The organism is Anaerorudis cellulosivorans (assembly GCF_025943985.1).
GTDB lineage: Bacteria > Bacteroidota > Bacteroidia > Bacteroidales > Dysgonomonadaceae > Anaerorudis > Anaerorudis cellulosivorans.
The window spans coordinates 132,899-150,113 of record NZ_JAPCWE010000003.1 but is presented as its reverse complement, the minus strand read 5'-3'; the positions used below and the strand labels follow the sequence as shown (position 1 = coordinate 150,113).

Here is a 17,215-nt window from a genome sequence, read left to right as displayed (position 1 = left end):
TGCGAAATATTTTTAGCCGCGTAAAGATAATCAATTTATTTTTAGATTCGAATGATATTGTCCATTATTTCTTTGTTGATTCTGCCATTACCTGCTACCAGTTCTTTGCCGAAAAGGTAGTTTCTGCCGCCGGAGAAATCGGTGCATTTGCCGCCTGCGCATTCCAGTATAAATGTACCGGCTGCCACATCCCAAGGCGAGAGTGACGAGTGAAAGTAGGCGTCGCTTCTGCCACAGGCAACATAGCATATTTCCACCGCTGCCGAGCCTTTGATGCGAAAACTGCATTTGCGGAATTGAGCCAGTGTGTTTTGCAGTATTTTTTCGCCTTCCGGTGTGAGGTTGTAGGGTATGCCAAAGGCAATGTATCCGTTTTGGAGTTCTGCGTGAGAACTCACATGAATGGGTTGGCCGTTGAGTTGGGCTTTCCCTGGTTCGATGGCAGAATAGAGCTCGTTGGCTACAGGGTCGTAGACCACACCAAGCACGATTTTTCCTTTCCGCATGAGGGCAATGCTCACCGAAAATGGGTTGTCGCCATGTATATAATTGGTAGTTCCATCCAACGGATCTATAATCCACGTGTATTCTTTTTGTTCGTATTCAACGGTAGCTTCTTCGGTTAAAAATCCTGCTTCGGGAATCCGGTTTTGCAACGCTTCTACAAGTCGGCGTTCGGCTTCCTTATCGATATAGGTTACGTAATTTCTCGGACCCTTTAATTCAATGTCGTCAGGACTGAGTTTTATTTGTTCTTCTTTCAGGTATTTTCCTGTTGCAATAGCGATATTGCATACGGCATTGCATAAAGCTTCTATACTATACTCCATTTTTTGTTATTTTGATGGTTCGTACAAAAGTAGTGAATTAACTTCAATTTTGCTTCCACATTTCGGTCGAAGTATTTGGTTACTATGCTTTCGGCCGGTTTGGTTGCTTATTATTGGTGCTTTCGGATGGTTATATACTGTATTTAACATTAATTATATCGTATTATTAGTTTCATCCTGAAAAAGGGTATAAATTTGCGCCTTGAATTTTCGAACAATTGAACAATTTATTCGAATAGTCAAATATGAATAATTTAAATCCCAGGAAAGATGAATACAGTAAGTGACGAAATGCGAAATACGATTATTCGTAAAGCGGGCGAACTTTTTAGTCGCTATGGGTACAGAAAAACCACAATGGATGATATTGCAGATGCCTTGCAAAAAGGGAAAAGTTCCATCTATTACTATTTTCAAAACAAAGAAGACATTTTTAGAGCGGTTATCGAAAAGGAGGCTATGGAAGCAAAAAGTGCTCTTCAAAAATCCATGGAAAGAGAGCCTACTCCTAAAGATAAGCTAAGGGTGTATTTATTGGAACGGACGAAAGAATTTATGCAAAAAGCAAATTATTACCAAGCTCTGCATTCCGATTATTTAACCAACTTGCCTTTTGTGGAGCATCTTCGCGAAAAGTACGACAAGGATGAGGTCCAAGTGATTCGACAAATTTTGGATGAAGGAGTAAAATTCGAACAATTTGATGTTGATGATACGTATTCCACAGCTTTAATCATCGTTAATACGCTAAAAGGGCTCGAAATCTTTTTCATCCTGGATAAACTGGATATAGCAGAATATTCGGTTCATCTGAATCGGTTGACCGATATCTTGCTTTACGGAATAACAAAACGTTAAATAATCAGTGAATATGAAAGAAATCAATTTTAGAAAGGGTTTAATCAACTTGTTGAGTCTGGTTTTTATTCTTTTTGCTCAAGGAATTGTTGCTCAGGAAGTTTACACATTGGAACAATGTCGGAAATTAGCATTGGAGCAAAACAAAAAAGTTAAGATAGCACAAGAAAAGGCGCAGGCATCCACTGCACTACGGAAATCGGCCTTTACGAAATATTTGCCCGATTTCAAGTTGAATGCGGGTTACCTGCATACCAATAAAGCAATTGAGCTTTTGCAGCACGATATGTTTCTTCCCATTGTTCCCTATAATGCCATAGATCAACAAACGGGAAAATTCAATCCGGGAATTTTTCAGGAAGATCCGGCAACGGCTCTTAAAACATGGGTGATCAATCCCGAAACCGGCAAACCCTTGATCGATGCTTCGGGAAATCCTGTTTTTCAGCAATATGCACTTATTCCGGCCGATCAGATGAAATTGGATTACAAGAATACGTATTATGCGGGTTTATCGGTGATGCAGCCTTTGTTTACAGGATTTAAAATAACGGAAACCTATCGTATTGCGCAATATGCAGAAATTATTGAGAACAGCAACATTACTCTTACCAAAGCCGAATTGGTGAATAAGACGGATGAGGCTTATTGGCGGGTGGTATCGATGAATGAAAAAGTTAAGTTGGCTCAATCTTATTTGGAATTGTTGAATCGGCTGGTGTTCGATTTGGAGAATTTATATGACGAGGGACTAATCATTCGAAACGATTTGTTGAAGGCGCAGGTGAAACAAAATGATGCCAAATTGAAATTGCTGAAAGCCGAAAACGGATTGACTTTATCGAAAATGGTATTGGCTCAGATTATGGGCGTAGAATCGGATAATCTTGTGGTGGCAGATGGAGTGGAATCGGGCCTTGAAAAGGAGTCCTTGCCTTATTTGGCAAGCTCTGAAATGGTTGACAACAGAGTGGAAATAGCGATGCTGAAACAAAAAGTTTCGATTGCCGAATCGGCACAAAAAATTGCGACATCGCGTTTTATGCCCGATATTTTTCTTTCCGGCGGATATACGTACTTAAATCCCAATCCCTATAAAGGTTTTGAAAAGAAATTTGGTGGCGACTGGAATATCGGTGTGGTTTTGTCGATGCCCATTTTTCATTGGGGCGATAGGGTGCATACGTTAAATGCTGCAAAAAAGGATCGTCAAGCCGTGCAATATGAGTTGGATGAAGCAAGAGAATTGATCGATTTGCAGATCCGGCAATCGATAAATGCATATACCGAGTCGTTGGATAAAGTAGCAATTTCCAAATTATCGAAAGAGCAAGCGAAAGAAAGTATGGATATATCGCAAAATCATTTTAATGAAGGGTTGATAAAACTGACGGATCTATTGGAATCGCAATTGGATTGGGAGCAGGCAAGCAACAATTATATCGATGCCGTAATTGAAATGAAAATTGCACGAACGGAATTGGATAAGGCCACCGGTGCCATTTATGATTACCCCGAGATGTATAATCAAGAAAATAATTAATCGATAATGAATATGAAAAAGAATGTATTGTTTGCAGTTTGTCTTGTATTGATGACCACTGCATGCTCAACGCAAAACAAATCCGAAGAAAATGAGGTGAAAGCCGTAAGAGTGACCGTTGCCGAATCGGTTGAAACGGAATATCATCCTATTCTCAATTATTCCGGTACTGCGGAAGCAAACAGAAAAGTCAATTTGGCTTCATCCTTACCCGGAAGAATAGAAAAAATATATTACAAAAAAGGAGATTTTGTGGCTCAAGGTGCAAAAATCGTGGAATTGTCGGACGAAATGCTTATTCAAGCACAAGTGGAAAACGAGACAATCAAAAAAGACTACGAACGATTGAACCGGTTGAAAGAAAAAGGGAGTATCAGTTTGATCGATTTTGATCATATAAAAGCAAAATACGAAGCCTCGGAAGCCAAAGTGAAAATGTTGAAAAAAAATACGACCATTACTGCACCGTTTTCGGGCATTTTGGTGGATATTTATGTAGAAGAAGGCGAAAATTATTCGTTTGTACCTTCCATGAGCGCCGATTTAAAAATTGAAAACGGCATCGTGTCTTTGATGCAATTGAACCCTTTGAAGGTTAAAATAGAAGTGAACGAAAAAGAATTGCCTCTCATACATAAAGGAAATGAGGTGAAGGTGGTTTTTGATGCGTATCCCGAAGAAAAAGTCATCGGAAAAATCCATTACATTTCTCCCGTGTTATCTTCCGTTACACGCACCTCTTCGGTTGAGGTGGAAATTCCCAATACGTCGTTGAAATTCAAACCGGGCATGTTTTGCAGGGCATCGCTTGAATTGCCTGCGGAAAAAGGTGTTTTTGTGCCCGTTAATGCCATTTACAGGCAACCGGGTACCGGTGAAGAATTTATATTTGTTGTAAATGACGACAATACGGTTTCACGCATTCCTGTGAAACGTGGCGAAATGGTAAAAGATCAAGTGCACATTTCCGAAATTGCGGCAGGCGTACGCGTGGTTATCGATGGGAAAAGCAAATTGGATGAAGGTACTCTTGTGGAAATTGTTGAGGAATAAATTAAAAATCAGAATAAAATGAAATTACCTGAAATAGGCGTAAAAAGACCTGTAGCTACGGCGATGTTGTTTGTTGCCATTATCCTTCTTGGTTTAGTGGCAATGAAAATGCTTCCCCTTGATGTGATGCCCGAATTGGAATATCCCTCAATTACCATTATTACGATATATCCGGGTGCATCGGCAAACGAAGTGGAAGAACAAGTGAGCAAACCTCTTGAGGCTGTGCTTTCAGGTGCCGAATATTTGAAAGATATAAAATCGATATCGAAAGAAAATGTATCGTTTATTCAATTGAGTTACAACTGGAATACCGATGTTACGGCTGCGGCAAACAATGCCAGGGACTTAATGGAATTGGTTAAAAGTAGACTTCCGAAAGCTGCCGAAAGTCCGATTATTTTCAAAATCAATTCCTCCATGATGCCTATTCTCGGCTATTCGATCAATGCGACAAGCAATTATAACGGTATCGAAAAAATCATCGAGGACAAAATTGCCACACCGTTGCGCAAAGTGGATGGTGTGGGAACAGTGATTTATTTGGGGCAGCCCGAACGCGAGATTTCAATAAGTGTAGACCCCCGTCAATTAAAGGCCTATAATTTGTCGGTAAGCGAAATATCGACCATTTTGCAGGCCGAGAACATCAATATACCGGCCGGAAACATAAAAGTGGGGGTGTTCGATTTTTCGGTACGTGTACCGGGAAAATTCGAAACGGTGGAGCATATCGAGAACATTGCCTTGAAGGCTTTCAACGGGAAAGTAGTACGATTGAAAGACGTAGCTATCGTGCAAGATACTTTTGCCGAAAAGGAGGCTTATGCGCGTAATCATCTAGGAGAAGGCGTGGCTCTTCTGGTGCAAAAGCAAACGAGTGAAAATACGTTGGAAGTGGTTCAAGCGGTGAGAAAAGAAATGGAAAAAATTGAAAAGACACTTCCCCATGATGTGCAGATCAATGAAATGATCAGTACCGACGAGATGGTGACAGAATCGGTAAAAAATCTTACTTCATCTATCTTTTATGCGTTGATTTTTGTGACGTTGGTGGTGTTGATTTTCTTGAGAGAATGGCGCTCGAGCCTTATCATTTTTGTTACGATGCCGGTATCGTTGATTAGTGCATTTATCGTGATGTACATTATGGATTACACGATCAATATTTTTTCTCTTATGTCGTTGATCATAGCCATCGGTATGGTGGTGGACAATGCCATTGTGGTGCTGGAAAATGTTACACAGCATATAGAAAGAGGCACCAACCCCAAGCAAGCCGCCATTTTCGGAACCTCCGAAATGGGAATGGCCATTGCTGCTTCGGCCGCTACAACATTGGTCGTGTTTCTTCCAATGGTTTTTATGGGGGGTATCGTGGGAATTATGTTCAAACAATTGGCCATCCTGACGTGTGTGTGCATGATTATGTCGTTGTTTACGGCGCTTACGTTAACACCGATGCTTTCGTCGCAGCTATTGAAAAGGGAAGGGGAAGATGGGAATGAAGCGAAACGAAGCAAGTTTTATCGATGGAGCGAAAACGTGTTTAATAAAATCGAATACGGGTATAAAAAATTGCTTGCGTGGACGGTGGTTCATAAGGGGGTGGTTATTGTTTCTGCTGTTGTTGTATTTATAGGAGTAATGCTATTGGGGAAGAAAATAGGTACGGATTATATTCCCGATTTCGACGCCGGGAGTTTTGCCCTTTCGTTTGAAACCGAGGTGGGAACAAGTGTTGAACAAACCGATAGTATAGGGCAACAAATACTGAAAATATTGCACGAAGAAATTCATGAAATGGTTCCGGGTTCTTCCGGAGCTATTGCCGGACAAACGCGCGATGGAGCGCTAACGACGGTAGGGTTTAAAGAAGGGAAAAATATTGGTAGTGTATTGTGCCACCTTACTCTTCCCGATAAACGAAAAAGAACGGCAGAAGAGATCGCCGATGCGGTTCGTAAACGATTGGACGAAATTCCTCAAATAGAAAAATATCAAATTCAGGCGGGGAGTATTTTGTCTGCAGCCGTAACAGGGAACAAACGTCCGGTAGAAATTCATGTGTCGGGCGATGATTTGGATGTCATCAATAAAATGGCCCTCTCTTTTGAAGAAAAATTGAAAGCGAGAGAAGAGTTCAAGGATGTGGAAACTTCGGTCGACAACGGAAAAATCGAGGTGCAAATTGTCATCGATAAAGAAAAAGCATCTCAAATGGCCTTGAATACCGCGCTTATCGGCATGCAGATTCGGCAAAATTTATTTGGCGCCGAATCGGGAGAATTTACCGAGGGCGGAGACGATTATGATATCAAAATACGATATGCTCCGGAATTTCGTAACGACATCGATAAATTGAAGGAGATGCAGTTGACCAATTTATTGGGCAAGCAGGTATCCCTTTCGTCTGTTGCCGAAATCAAGCAGGATGTCGGTTTGTTGGAAATACAGCGCGAATCGCAACAGCGTTTTGTGTTGGCTACGGCCAATCTGAATGATGTTTCGTTGGGAAAAGGTGCCAAGATAGCACAAGCAATCATAGACGATACGGAAATACCCGACGGGGTCAGCGTGTCGCTTGGAGGTCAGGTTGTTGATCAAGGCGAATCATTTGGCGATCTGTATTTGATACTTTTCCTTGGTATTGCATTGGTATATATGGTTATGGCGGCTCAGTTCGAATCGTTTAAAGATCCGTTTATCATTATATTTGCCGTGCCGTTTACGTTGGTAGGTGTTGTTTTGGCGTTCCTCGCAACAGGTCTGACGTTGAGCGTTACTACGTTTATCGGCGTGATTATGTTGATGGGGATTGTGGTGAACAACGGAATCGTATTGGTCGATTATACCAACATGCTTCGCAAACGTGGATATACGCTTTACGATGCAGTAGCAGAAGCCGGTCGCTCGCGTTTGCGTCCCATATTGATGACCACATTGACTACGATATTGGGAATGTTGCCAATGGCATTGAGTAAAGGAATGGGTAAAGAAATGTATTCGCCGCTGGGTGTTACCATCATTGGAGGGTTACTGGTTTCGGCATTGGTTTCTTTGATTCTGATTCCGGCCATTTATACATCCATTAACGAAAAAAGTGAGCTGAAGAGCGCGAATAAATAATATATAAAACAAAAAGATACTATTCAGATATGAAACTAATCTATTGTACTTGCAATGTGAGTATGCTCGAAACACTGGTTGAAGTAATCGAAGAGGAAAAAATTTCGGAATATCAGATCGTCGAACAGGTGTTGGCAAAAAGCAGGCGCAGCGAACCCCGATTGAATACTGCTGTATGGCCGGGATATAATTCTGCGGTTTTTATGCAGGTGAACGATGAAGAGAAAGTAATCAATTTTGTCAACCGTATTAAAAAGGTAAACGGTTCGATATTCAATCCGGCCGAACTGATTACGGTATGTGTATGGAAACTTGATGATTATATTTTCGAATAATGTAGCGGATGAGCTCGCATTCGCCAAATTCCATCATTGCGTTGAATAATCGCAGGGATGAAAAGTTTGCGAGTTCATCTGCTTTTATATCTTTTTCGATGATTTTTCCTTCTGCCAATAATTGGGCTCTGTTCACACCATAAATTAAAGGAATGCGCGGGGTAATCCAAGTATGACCGTCAAAAAGAGCAATATTGCAGAAAGACGTATCGGTCAATAAACCGTTTTTGATCAACAAAACATCGTCGCAGTGTTCTCGTTTTGCAAAGGCATTGTTCAGGTTGCTCCGATCTTCTTTTTTATAAGGCAATGTTTCTATGTCGGTTTCCAACAGACGTAAAGAGCGAATTTTTCGCACTTCGTACGGAATGTATTCAAGCTTACGGATAGCAGAGTCGAAAACGATACGGCATTTATATAATCCTTTTTTCGGGAAAGGCGAAGCATAAATATATTCATTTAGACAGATTTTTTTGTCTTTCTTGAAATGGTCATCGAAAACTTTGTTTATACGATTTTGATGCAGTTCAAGACGATAAAATTTGCCGTTGAGAAGTTTTATGCTTTCAATAAATCGGGGCATATACTTTTTCGATAAGTTCTCGATATTCTTTTTTGTTGTTGCTTTGAGAAGTGATTCCGCCGCCACTTTTAAAAATGAATCGACTCCCTTTTTGTTCGATATAGCGTATCATCACGGCCGAGTCGAGGTTATTGCCATCGAACCAGCCGCAAATGCCGGTATAGAAGCCGCGTTCATAATCTTCTGCCCGACGAATGATTTCCAATGTTTTGTTTTTGGGAGCTCCGCTGATTGAACCTGCCGGAAGCATCGAGAAAACAATATCTCCCAGCCTGTTGTGATAATTTCTGGGTAATATGCCCGTAATCTCTGAACTTACTTGCAACAATTCGTTTTTGTTCGTGCAAAGTTTATCGATGTATCGGTAGCGTTTTACTTCGACATGGGTGGCCATGATGCTCAAATCGTTTCGCAATAAATCGACGATGGTGGCATGCTCGGCTTTTTCTTTTGGGTCATTCAGGATGATGTTTTCGGCATTGGCTACAGTAGCGTCGATGGTACCTTTCATGGGAAAAGTGGAAATTGTGCCGTTGTTTATTTTGATAAAGATCTCGGGAGAAAATACCGTGAACCTGTCCTTCAACCAAAGTTTATATTTGGAATTGCCCAATCGGTATAGATCGAGCAATGATGCATTTGTTTGTATCTCTGTTGGTTGTGTCAGATTAACCAGATATGAGTTTCCTTTGTGGATTTGATCCATTACGAATTGAAATTTCGAATCGTATTCTTCAAAACTTATCGGCATGATTTTCCATTCGATTTTTTCTCCGGTGTGGCGGTCGGTTTTCTTTTTCAACCCTGTTTCTTCCGAAAAATCGAATCTTACATAACGATCGTCCAGCTCATCCGATTTGATGACATAGCCATTTTGTCCTTCAAAATCGATAATAAACAAAAAAGGTATCCGCGATTTGCCCAACGCATTTAAACGGGATATAAGTTCGTTTCGATGAAGAAGTTTATATGGGATTGATGGCGTCATTTTTTTAATTTATAATTTTTCCGATTATTCTGTACCATACATCGATTCCCACCAACGCGAATCGTTTTTCAGCCATTTGGCAAACCAGGCATAGATGGTGTTGTTCCATGCGATGCGTTTGTCGTAATCGTAAATGCCATGATTTTCGCCTTCCACTTGGACAAACTCCACCGTTTTTCCCAATAGTTTCAAGGCCGTGAACATTTGGATACTTTCGCCGATGGGCACATTGGTATCGGCCGTCCCATGCAGCAACAGCAGTGGAGTGTCGATTTTGTCGGCATGAAAGAGCGGACTTTGCTCCACATAGAGTTGGGGATTGTTCCACGGATAGCTTCCTGCACTGGCTCCCGAGCTGTAGGTATATCCCCAATAGCCTTGCCCCCAGTAGCTGGTGATGTTGCTGATACCTGCATGTGAAACAGCTGCCGTAAAGAGGTTGGTGCGGGTAAGCAGGTATTGCGTCATGAAGCCGCCGTAGGAAGCGCCGATGTTCCCGATTTTTGTTCCGTCGACAAACGGGTGGGCGTTCACGAATTTTTCTACCCCTTCGATGATTTCGTCGGCGGTTTGTTTTCCCCATGCATTAACGTGGCGAGCCGAAAATTCCTGACCGTAGCCGGTTGTTCCGCTAGGTTGCAGCGTATAAACCACATAATCTTGAGCAGCATAGACGTGTAGCGGATATGTGCTCTCGAAAATGCGTTGTGTGGGACTTGTGCCACCATAATAATATACGATGAGTGGATATTTCTTGTCGGGATCGAAGTGGGGCGGAAGGTAATACCTGCCTTCGATGGTGTCACCGAAAGTGCTTTTGAAGTTCCATTGCTTCACTTCTCCGAGTTCCGGTTTGGCGAGCCTTTCGGCATAGGGATCGGCAATGAGCGTCGATTTCAACGTTTTTAGATCGAGCAAATAGCTTCGTGTGGAATTGGATGCACTCACGCCGGTGTAGGTTGCACGTCGGGCATCGACGGCAATATCGAACGAACGGATGACTTCTTCGTTGAGTGGGAGTTTCTCGAATTTTTTTGAAGTTGGGGAGAAACGGTACACGTTTTCGCAATCGCCTTCCTGCACTCGGTAATAGATGAAATTGTCGCTGCTACTCCATACCTGAGAATCGATGGTGGGATTGAAATATTTGGTGACCGGTTCGATTTTTTTTGTTGCCAAATCCATGATAAACGATTGGGTGTCGTAGCTGTTGGCTGTCTGCCCTTCTTTAATGTTGAGGCCGATACCGTTGAATGCTTCGGGAGCACCGTGGATGACGATTTGTTTGCCGTCGGGCGAAAAACGTGCCGAATAGGCAAAAGGTTCGTTTTGCCAGAGGGTGTCGATGTGCATGGTTTCCAAATCGATCATGTACATCGAAGTTTTGCTGAAAGGACGTTCGGAAAGGTCTTCTTTGGAAACCGAAAAAAGCAATCGCTTTACGTCGGCTGTCACATCATTCAGCGTGGCAGTTTGTTTTCCGAAGGTGAGTTGTTGCGACAAACCGGTATCGAAAAAATAGCGATAGATGTAATATTTATCTCGGTAGCCCGGTTGTCGGTCTTCGGGTGAAAGCAGGCGTTTCAGTCCTGCCGGATTGTTGAGGGTTTGGGTCTCTTTAACGGAGTAAAACATCGATTTTTCGTCGGGAGCAATAAAGAATCGTTCTTTTGGAAGATTTTCGGCAAGGATGTTAGTTTCGGTTTTTAACGGGTCGAGGGTGAATAGCGTTCTTCCGTTTTCACTGTCGGCAACATAATAGAGGCATTCCGATTTTGGCATCCAACCAAGTTGCATGCGGCTGTCGGGTTCGGAAAGAACAATTTGTTTCTGTTTGCTGTCGTAAACTTCCACATATCGTTTCCTTTCGCCACCCGGTAATGTTTCGGAATAGCGGAGCAACACAAAACGTCCTTGAGGCGAGATTTCGGAAGAGGTTACCCGCTTCCCGTCCAGGATATCGTTTATGGTAATTCTTCGGATAGCGGTATCGGAAAATGCGTATTGGGTAAGGGAGTCTTTTTCGTCGGGCTTAAGCTCTATTTTCACTGCCGGGTCAACGGAATAATCGGATGAAGTGAGCATTTTGATCACAATGCGCGACTTGTTGACAAATCCATTGAGTGTGGCATCGACCGATCCGGAGAGGTGAAGGCTGTCGTTCACTTGTGTTTTAGTGGCTCTTTTCACATCATTGATCCATAGTTCGAGTGGATGGGGTGAGGTAACGGTGAGTTTTGCTTTTCCGTATCGATCGGCGTCGATAAAAAATGAAATCAACTGAAACGCATATCCTTTTTCCGGCTTTTGCAAATGAAAAAAACCGGCTGTGTCGGGCGTGAGTGTGTTTGAAAATTTTTCGTGAGGAGGAGCCGATACGGAATACGAAAGCAGTGTTTCGTCCGAAAAGGGGGTGTTCTTAAGGTCGGTACTGTCTAGGAATACCGGTTTTTGCACAGCAACCGGACCGAATGAGCGAATCCGTTCGGGCAATAGGATTTGTTGACTTACGGCATTGAGCGCAATAAAAAAAAAGGCGATTAAAAACGCATATTTTCTGTACATGATTAGAGAATTATTGATTTCAACAATCGGCATTTGTCCATACAAAACAATCCGGGAAAATATTTTCGAGTCGGGGTGGCTTTTCAAATAAACCGAATATGGTGGATCCCGAGCCCGACATGGAGGCATACACTGCCCCTTGTTCGTATAATTTTTCTTTGATGGTACAAAGTTGGGGATATTTTTTAAAAATCGGAACTTCAAAATCGTTTTTCATTCTGTTTTTCCACACCGAAACGGGCTTTTTGGCAATTTCTTTCAGCGACATTTCGGGTTGACGAGGCGTAATCATCGCATACGCTTCTTTGGTGGATACGTTGAAAGGCGGTTTTACCAGCGCCCAATAGTAGGTATCCAAACAAAGATCGATTTCTTCCAATTTGTTTCCTATACCGAAAGCATAGGCAGGTTTGTTTTTGATGAAAAAAGCACAATCGGCTCCCAATCGGGCTGCGAAATTGCACAGCTGCTCTTCGGAATACCCCAATGTAAAGGCCTCATTCAACAGTTTGAGCATGAAAGCCGCATCAGACGAACCGCCGCCTAAACCTGCGCCGAAAGGGATTTTTTTCAGCAGATAAATAGCGATGGGTGGGATTTGTTTTTCTGTTGCGAGTAGGTTGAATGCTTTGATTACCATGTTGTCGTCGATATCCCCTTCTATTGGCATACCGGAAGGAAAAAATCGAAATCCCCGTTCATTCGAAGAAAGGGTGAAGGGATGAAGGCCATTGAATCCTTTATTGCAGACATGAGACAACCTTTCATTCGAAGAAGGATTAAAGGAACCGGGATCGATGGGAATAATTTCAAGCGCATCTTTTAACCCCATAGGGTAAAAAATGGTCTCGATATCGTGATATCCATCCGATCGTTTAGACACGATATGAAGTCCTAAATTGATTTTCGCGTTCGGGAAGCAAATCATACCCGTTACTTTTTGCTTGCTTTATTTTGAATGAGACACAAATGTACAGGATATTTTTCAATCGGCACACAGCCGAATATAAATTCTATTATTGCTTATTCGGGCTGTTTGATGAAAGTTTATCTATATTTACAGATGAACGACACACAATAAAGATAACTGTTTTCTTCGTATCAAAGCTGTACCTTCCTCGCTCTTTGTTCGCTTATCCTTCGCTTTAAGGTACTTTTTAGCGAAGGATAAGCATCGGCTTAGCATCGTTGAAGCAGCCTTGACCTTATCACAAACACTAACTTTCGGCAATTTCCGCCAAAAAATGATATAAATCGGCCAATTGTGTAAAATCATCGATCAGCAAAAGTGCCAATGCTTCAGAATAAATTCTTTCATCGTCGAGCGGCAGTGTTTTTATTACATAAAAGTTTTTGCGTTGTATCCATTGTTGATACCTCTCTGAAAGTTTACCGGGAAGAGGTCGTTTATATTTTTCTCCTTCGATAATGAAGCCTCGTTGCAATACCTTTTTTTCTATCATTTCTCTGAACGTTTCGGGCTGAAACTCTACCTCTTCTCTAAAACGATCCATTACCTTGCGTTTTGGCATAAAGAGTCCCAATCCGTAACAGCATTCTTCGGTATTGAGCTCCATGAAGTATCCCGGAAAATATTCCCATTGGGTACCCGTACGCTGAAAACTCATCCACATGGAGCTTTTGTACGGATCTTTGTTTTGTGAAAATCGGATATCGCGGTAGATGCGTGAAAGAATTCGGTTGGGACGCATTTCAAAGCGTGGATCGATGGAGTACATGGCAGGCGAAATCATACCGATGAGCGCCCTGAACGGGTGAAGCAGTTCGTTCTCGTATATCGTTCGGTGCTCTTCAAACCATTGTTTGTTATTGTTTTCTTTGAGTTCACGAAGAAAACTGATCGTTTGAGGAGTGAATCCTGCAAATGGTGTTATTCTTTTTTCTTCCATATAAAACGGATCTTACAAACAGCAAAATAAGGTGCTAAAAATAGCTAAAGTTTCCGAATCATGAAAACAAACATCTTTACTAAAGTGTTAAATAATAGATTATCGATTGATTTTCATCAAAAAATGTGCTTCAAAACTTCTTCCTTATTTCTTCCTTAATCCTTTATAGATTGCGATTACAGCGAATTTTGTGTAAAGATTGTTAAACTTGGAAAACTGTTTTTATTTTTTGAGTTTTAATTTCTAATTTTGCCCTGTTTTTTTGAGATAGCAATGAATATAAAAGATCGAATAATTCAGCAAGCCGGCCGTTTGTTTTTTCAATATGGCGTAAAAAGCATATCGATGGACGAAGTGGCTTCGTCGTTGGGTATTTCAAAACGAACCATCTACGAAAATTTCAAAGACAAGGAAGATTTGCTTTTGAGTTATTTGAAACACGAGTTTGAGCAACGCAACCAATTGGTACGTGAATTTATGGAACAATGCGATAATGTGATCGAAGTTTTTTTACATATCATGGAAATACACAAAACCGCATCGTTTGTCAATGTAAAGTTTTACGAAGATATTTATAAGTATTATCCCCGAGTAAATGCTTTCTTGAAAAACGAGCACAATAAAGCCAACGATTTTTTGATCAAGTTTTTGCAAAAAGGGATAGAACAAGGGGTTATTCGTGAGAATTTGAATGTAAAAGTCGTGGCATTTCTTGTGGAGGAAAGCACTTCTGTTTATATCCGTGCATCGTATCTCGAGAAACCTCCTTTTTCATTTTCAGAATTAACATCCACCATGATGATCAATTTCATACGGGGCATTTCTACGGAAAAAGGCATTAAAATAGTGGATGAATATTTAATGAAACACCAAATCGAACAATAATAATGTTTAAAATGATGAAACCGAAATCGATTTTATTTGTAACTGTTGTTTGCGGATTATTTAGGTTATCCACAGCAACAGCACAGCAAAAAGACAGTTTGGCAATTGATTTGAATACGGCGCTGGAAATAGCATTAAACGAAAATCCTACGGTGAAAGTTGCCGATATGGAAATTACCAAAATGCAATATGCCAAAAAGAGCGCTTATGGGGCTTTGTTGCCCGAGATTAATTTGATTGGGCAGTATCAACGAACTATCAAAAAACAGACCATGTATATGGATAATGGGTTCGGACTGGGAGGTGATGTTAACCCCGAAGATTTCGAGCCCGAAGAGTTGGAAATTATCGAGGTGTTGGGTAAATTGATGACCCCATCGGGGGGAGATGGTAACGGTGGATTCCAAGTTGGCAGGTGGAATATGTACACGGGAGGTGTGAACGTAAGTATGCCGTTAGTTGTGCCATCCTTATGGAAAAACATTCAGATGAGCGAAGTGGATATTCAATTAGCTATGGAACAAGCCCGCTCGTCGAAAATCAATTTGGTTAATCAGGTAACCAAATCGTTTTACAGCTTTATGCTGGCGCACGACAGTTATCTGCTTTTTAAACAAACGTATGCTACGGATTCGATCAATTTGGAAAATATTAAAAACAAATATGAACAGGGAATCGCACCGGAGTATGATGTGATCACTGCTGAAGTGCGATTGAAAAGTCTTATTCCGAGCATCCTTCAGGCAGAGAATATGATGAAAATTGCCGAATTGCAGTTGAAAATGCTTATGGGAATTGACGATGATGTACCGTTGAAAGTGGTTGGGACGCTTAGCGATTATGACGAGGTGATGTTTGATGCCATTATTCCTGCAGATACCTCTCTGATGAGCAACAGCGATTTGAAAAAATTTGATCTCCAAACCAATAAAGTTCAGAAGTTGTATGAAATGCAGAAATTGCAATATGCTCCTTCGCTGGTATCGTCATTTCAGTATACGTACATCAGTCAGAACAACGATTTCAAATTCAGCAATTACAAATGGGACCCGTATTCCACGATTGGGGTTACCTTGTCGATACCCATTTTCAACGGAGGACAGCGTCATCATAACCTGAAACAGACCGAAGTTCAACTTTCCCAACTCCGTTATCAACGGGTTGATCTGGAAAGGAACCTCAAATTGGCGGTAAAAAACAACATCGATTTGATCAATAAAAGTGTTAAGCAGATTATGGCTACTCAATCGTCGGTAGAGCAAGCAAAAAAAGGGTACGAAATTACCTTGAAGCGCTATGAAACCGGTCTGGGAACAATTGTGGAACTCAATGCTGCAGCATTGGCGGTTACGAATGCAGAGCTGCAATACAAAAATGCCATTTACGATTATTTGGCTGCTAAAGCCGATTTGGAGAAAGTACTCGGATATAAAATTACCCCTATCGATTCAAAAAATTAATAAGTATAAAAATAAAAAGATTGTCTTATGAAAACCTATAACTTATTTAAGTTTACACCTTTGGTTGCCTTGCTGCTGCTTTCTTCTTGTGGAGGAAAAGGTACTTCACGTGATAGCGAAGAAACTTCGCAGAAAAGAAAAGTTCGTGTAGAAGAAGTACGATTTGTTCCGGTAGATCAGTTGGCGAGCTTTACGGCAACCGTTGAAGCCGATGTTAGAAACAATATTGCTCCGGCTATGGGAGGCCGCATCAGGAATATTTATGTGGATGTGGGTTCATCGGTACGTAAAGGACAAAAGTTGGTCGTGATGGACGAAACCAATTTATCGCAGCAGCAAACTCAGCTTGCTACCTTGAAAAGAGATTATGAGCGTTATCAGGAACTTTACAAGGTGGGAGGTATCTCTAAACAGCAACTCGATCAGCTGGAAAGCCAGATTCAGGTAATGGAAACGTTGATAAACAACCTGATCGAAAACACCACTCTCATAAGTCCCATTGACGGCGTGGTGTCTGCCAGGAATTATGATCCGGGAGATGTTGCGCTTCAATTACCCATACTCGTTGTGGAAAACATTAATCCGGTTAAAGTGTTGATAAACGTTTCGGAATCGTATTTCACCCGGGTGACAAAGAATATGCCGGCCGAAATAAAGGCGGATGCGTTGGGTGATGAGGTTTTTAATGGAAAAGTTTCCGTAATATATCCGACAATCGATCCGATTTCGCATACTTTCCCTGTTGAGATTAAGGTTGGCAACCCCAATCAACTGCTCCGTCCGGGAATGTTTGCTCGTGTCACCCTGAATTTCGGTACTGAAGATCACCCTGTTGTTTCCGATATGGCCGTATTGAAACAGACCGGTACCGACGATCGCTACGTTTTCGTGGAAAAAGACGGAAAAGCCGTATATACAAAAGTAGAACTCGGAGTACGAATTAACGATAAATACGAAATTGTTTCGGGATTAAAAGAAGGTGACAGAGTGATTGTAGAAGGAAGTGCAGGATTGATTGATGGTGCCGAAGTTGAAGTTGAAAGTGTACGATAATATATTGTGTAGTTATTTATCAT

Annotated in this window: 14 protein-coding genes; 8 read left to right on the top strand and 6 right to left on the bottom strand. The window is 41.5% G+C overall.

The window, feature by feature from the left end; all coding sequences use genetic code 11:
- Positions 1-41: 41 nt before the first annotated feature.
- A complete protein-coding gene (locus OLM34_RS02450) occupies positions 42-830 on the bottom strand; it encodes an inositol monophosphatase family protein (RefSeq protein WP_264404989.1) in 789 nt (262 codons plus the stop codon).
- A 270-nt stretch (positions 831-1,100) separates the two neighbouring features.
- Between OLM34_RS02450 and OLM34_RS02445 the strand changes: the two genes are divergently transcribed.
- Genes OLM34_RS02445 through OLM34_RS02425 form a run of 5 tightly spaced genes read left to right on the top strand, consistent with a single transcriptional unit; the run spans position 1,101 to position 7,748 of the window.
- A complete protein-coding gene (locus OLM34_RS02445; protein WP_264404988.1) occupies positions 1,101-1,688 on the top strand; it encodes a TetR/AcrR family transcriptional regulator in 588 nt (195 codons plus the stop codon).
- Between the two features lie 13 nt (positions 1,689-1,701).
- Positions 1,702-3,231 (top strand): TolC family protein, encoded by a 1,530-nt coding sequence (locus OLM34_RS02440; RefSeq protein ID WP_264404987.1) that lies wholly within the window; start codon positions 1,702-1,704, stop codon positions 3,229-3,231.
- A gap of 12 nt (positions 3,232-3,243) precedes the next feature.
- Positions 3,244-4,284: an efflux RND transporter periplasmic adaptor subunit gene (locus OLM34_RS02435; RefSeq protein ID WP_264404986.1), complete on the top strand. Its 1,041-nt coding sequence runs from the start codon at positions 3,244-3,246 to the stop codon at positions 4,282-4,284.
- An 18-nt stretch (positions 4,285-4,302) separates the two neighbouring features.
- Positions 4,303-7,413 carry an efflux RND transporter permease subunit gene (locus OLM34_RS02430; protein ID WP_264404985.1) on the top strand — a complete coding sequence of 1,037 codons (3,111 nt, stop codon included), beginning with the start codon at positions 4,303-4,305 and terminating at the stop codon, positions 7,411-7,413.
- Between the two features lie 29 nt (positions 7,414-7,442).
- Entirely contained in the window at positions 7,443-7,748 is a 306-nt protein-coding gene (locus OLM34_RS02425) for a PG0541 family transporter-associated protein (protein WP_264404984.1), read from the top strand.
- On the opposite strand, the gene OLM34_RS02420 is transcribed toward OLM34_RS02425, so the two are convergent.
- The 5 genes from OLM34_RS02420 to OLM34_RS02400 form a co-directional block, all read right to left on the bottom strand.
- Positions 7,705-8,331, bottom strand: a complete 627-nt coding sequence (locus tag OLM34_RS02420; protein ID WP_264404983.1) for an aminotransferase class IV — start codon at positions 8,329-8,331, stop codon at positions 7,705-7,707. The two genes, OLM34_RS02425 and OLM34_RS02420, sit on opposite strands and share 44 nt — an antisense overlap.
- Entirely contained in the window at positions 8,315-9,319 is a 1,005-nt protein-coding gene (locus OLM34_RS02415; protein WP_264404982.1) for an aminodeoxychorismate synthase component I, read from the bottom strand. Before OLM34_RS02415 ends, OLM34_RS02420 begins: the two co-directional genes overlap by 17 nt.
- Before the next feature lie 24 nt (positions 9,320-9,343).
- On the bottom strand, positions 9,344-11,884 hold the full coding sequence (locus OLM34_RS02410) for a S9 family peptidase (protein ID WP_264404981.1): 2,541 nt from the start codon (positions 11,882-11,884) through the stop codon (positions 9,344-9,346).
- Positions 11,885-11,903: 19 nt separating this feature from the next.
- The gene (locus OLM34_RS02405; RefSeq protein ID WP_264404980.1) at positions 11,904-12,812 is read right to left on the bottom strand and encodes a 4-(cytidine 5'-diphospho)-2-C-methyl-D-erythritol kinase; all 909 of its coding nucleotides are present in this window, start codon (positions 12,810-12,812) and stop codon (positions 11,904-11,906) included.
- 289 nt (positions 12,813-13,101) lie between these two features.
- Complete coding sequence (locus OLM34_RS02400) at positions 13,102-13,794, bottom strand: DUF2461 domain-containing protein (RefSeq protein ID WP_264404979.1); 693 nt, start codon at positions 13,792-13,794, stop codon at positions 13,102-13,104.
- Positions 13,795-14,067: 273 nt separating this feature from the next.
- Here OLM34_RS02400 and OLM34_RS02395 point away from each other — a divergent pair, with 273 nt between their 5' ends.
- Genes OLM34_RS02395 through OLM34_RS02385 form a run of 3 tightly spaced genes read left to right on the top strand, consistent with a single transcriptional unit; the run spans position 14,068 to position 17,192 of the window.
- Positions 14,068-14,679, top strand: coding sequence for a TetR/AcrR family transcriptional regulator (locus tag OLM34_RS02395; protein ID WP_264404978.1), 612 nt, complete (start codon positions 14,068-14,070; stop codon positions 14,677-14,679).
- An 11-nt stretch (positions 14,680-14,690) separates the two neighbouring features.
- Positions 14,691-16,139, top strand: a complete 1,449-nt coding sequence (locus tag OLM34_RS02390) for a TolC family protein (RefSeq protein WP_264404977.1) — start codon at positions 14,691-14,693, stop codon at positions 16,137-16,139.
- Between the two features lie 27 nt (positions 16,140-16,166).
- Positions 16,167-17,192, top strand: a complete 1,026-nt coding sequence (locus OLM34_RS02385; RefSeq protein WP_264404976.1) for an efflux RND transporter periplasmic adaptor subunit — start codon at positions 16,167-16,169, stop codon at positions 17,190-17,192.
- The last annotated feature ends 23 nt before the right edge of the window (positions 17,193-17,215 follow it).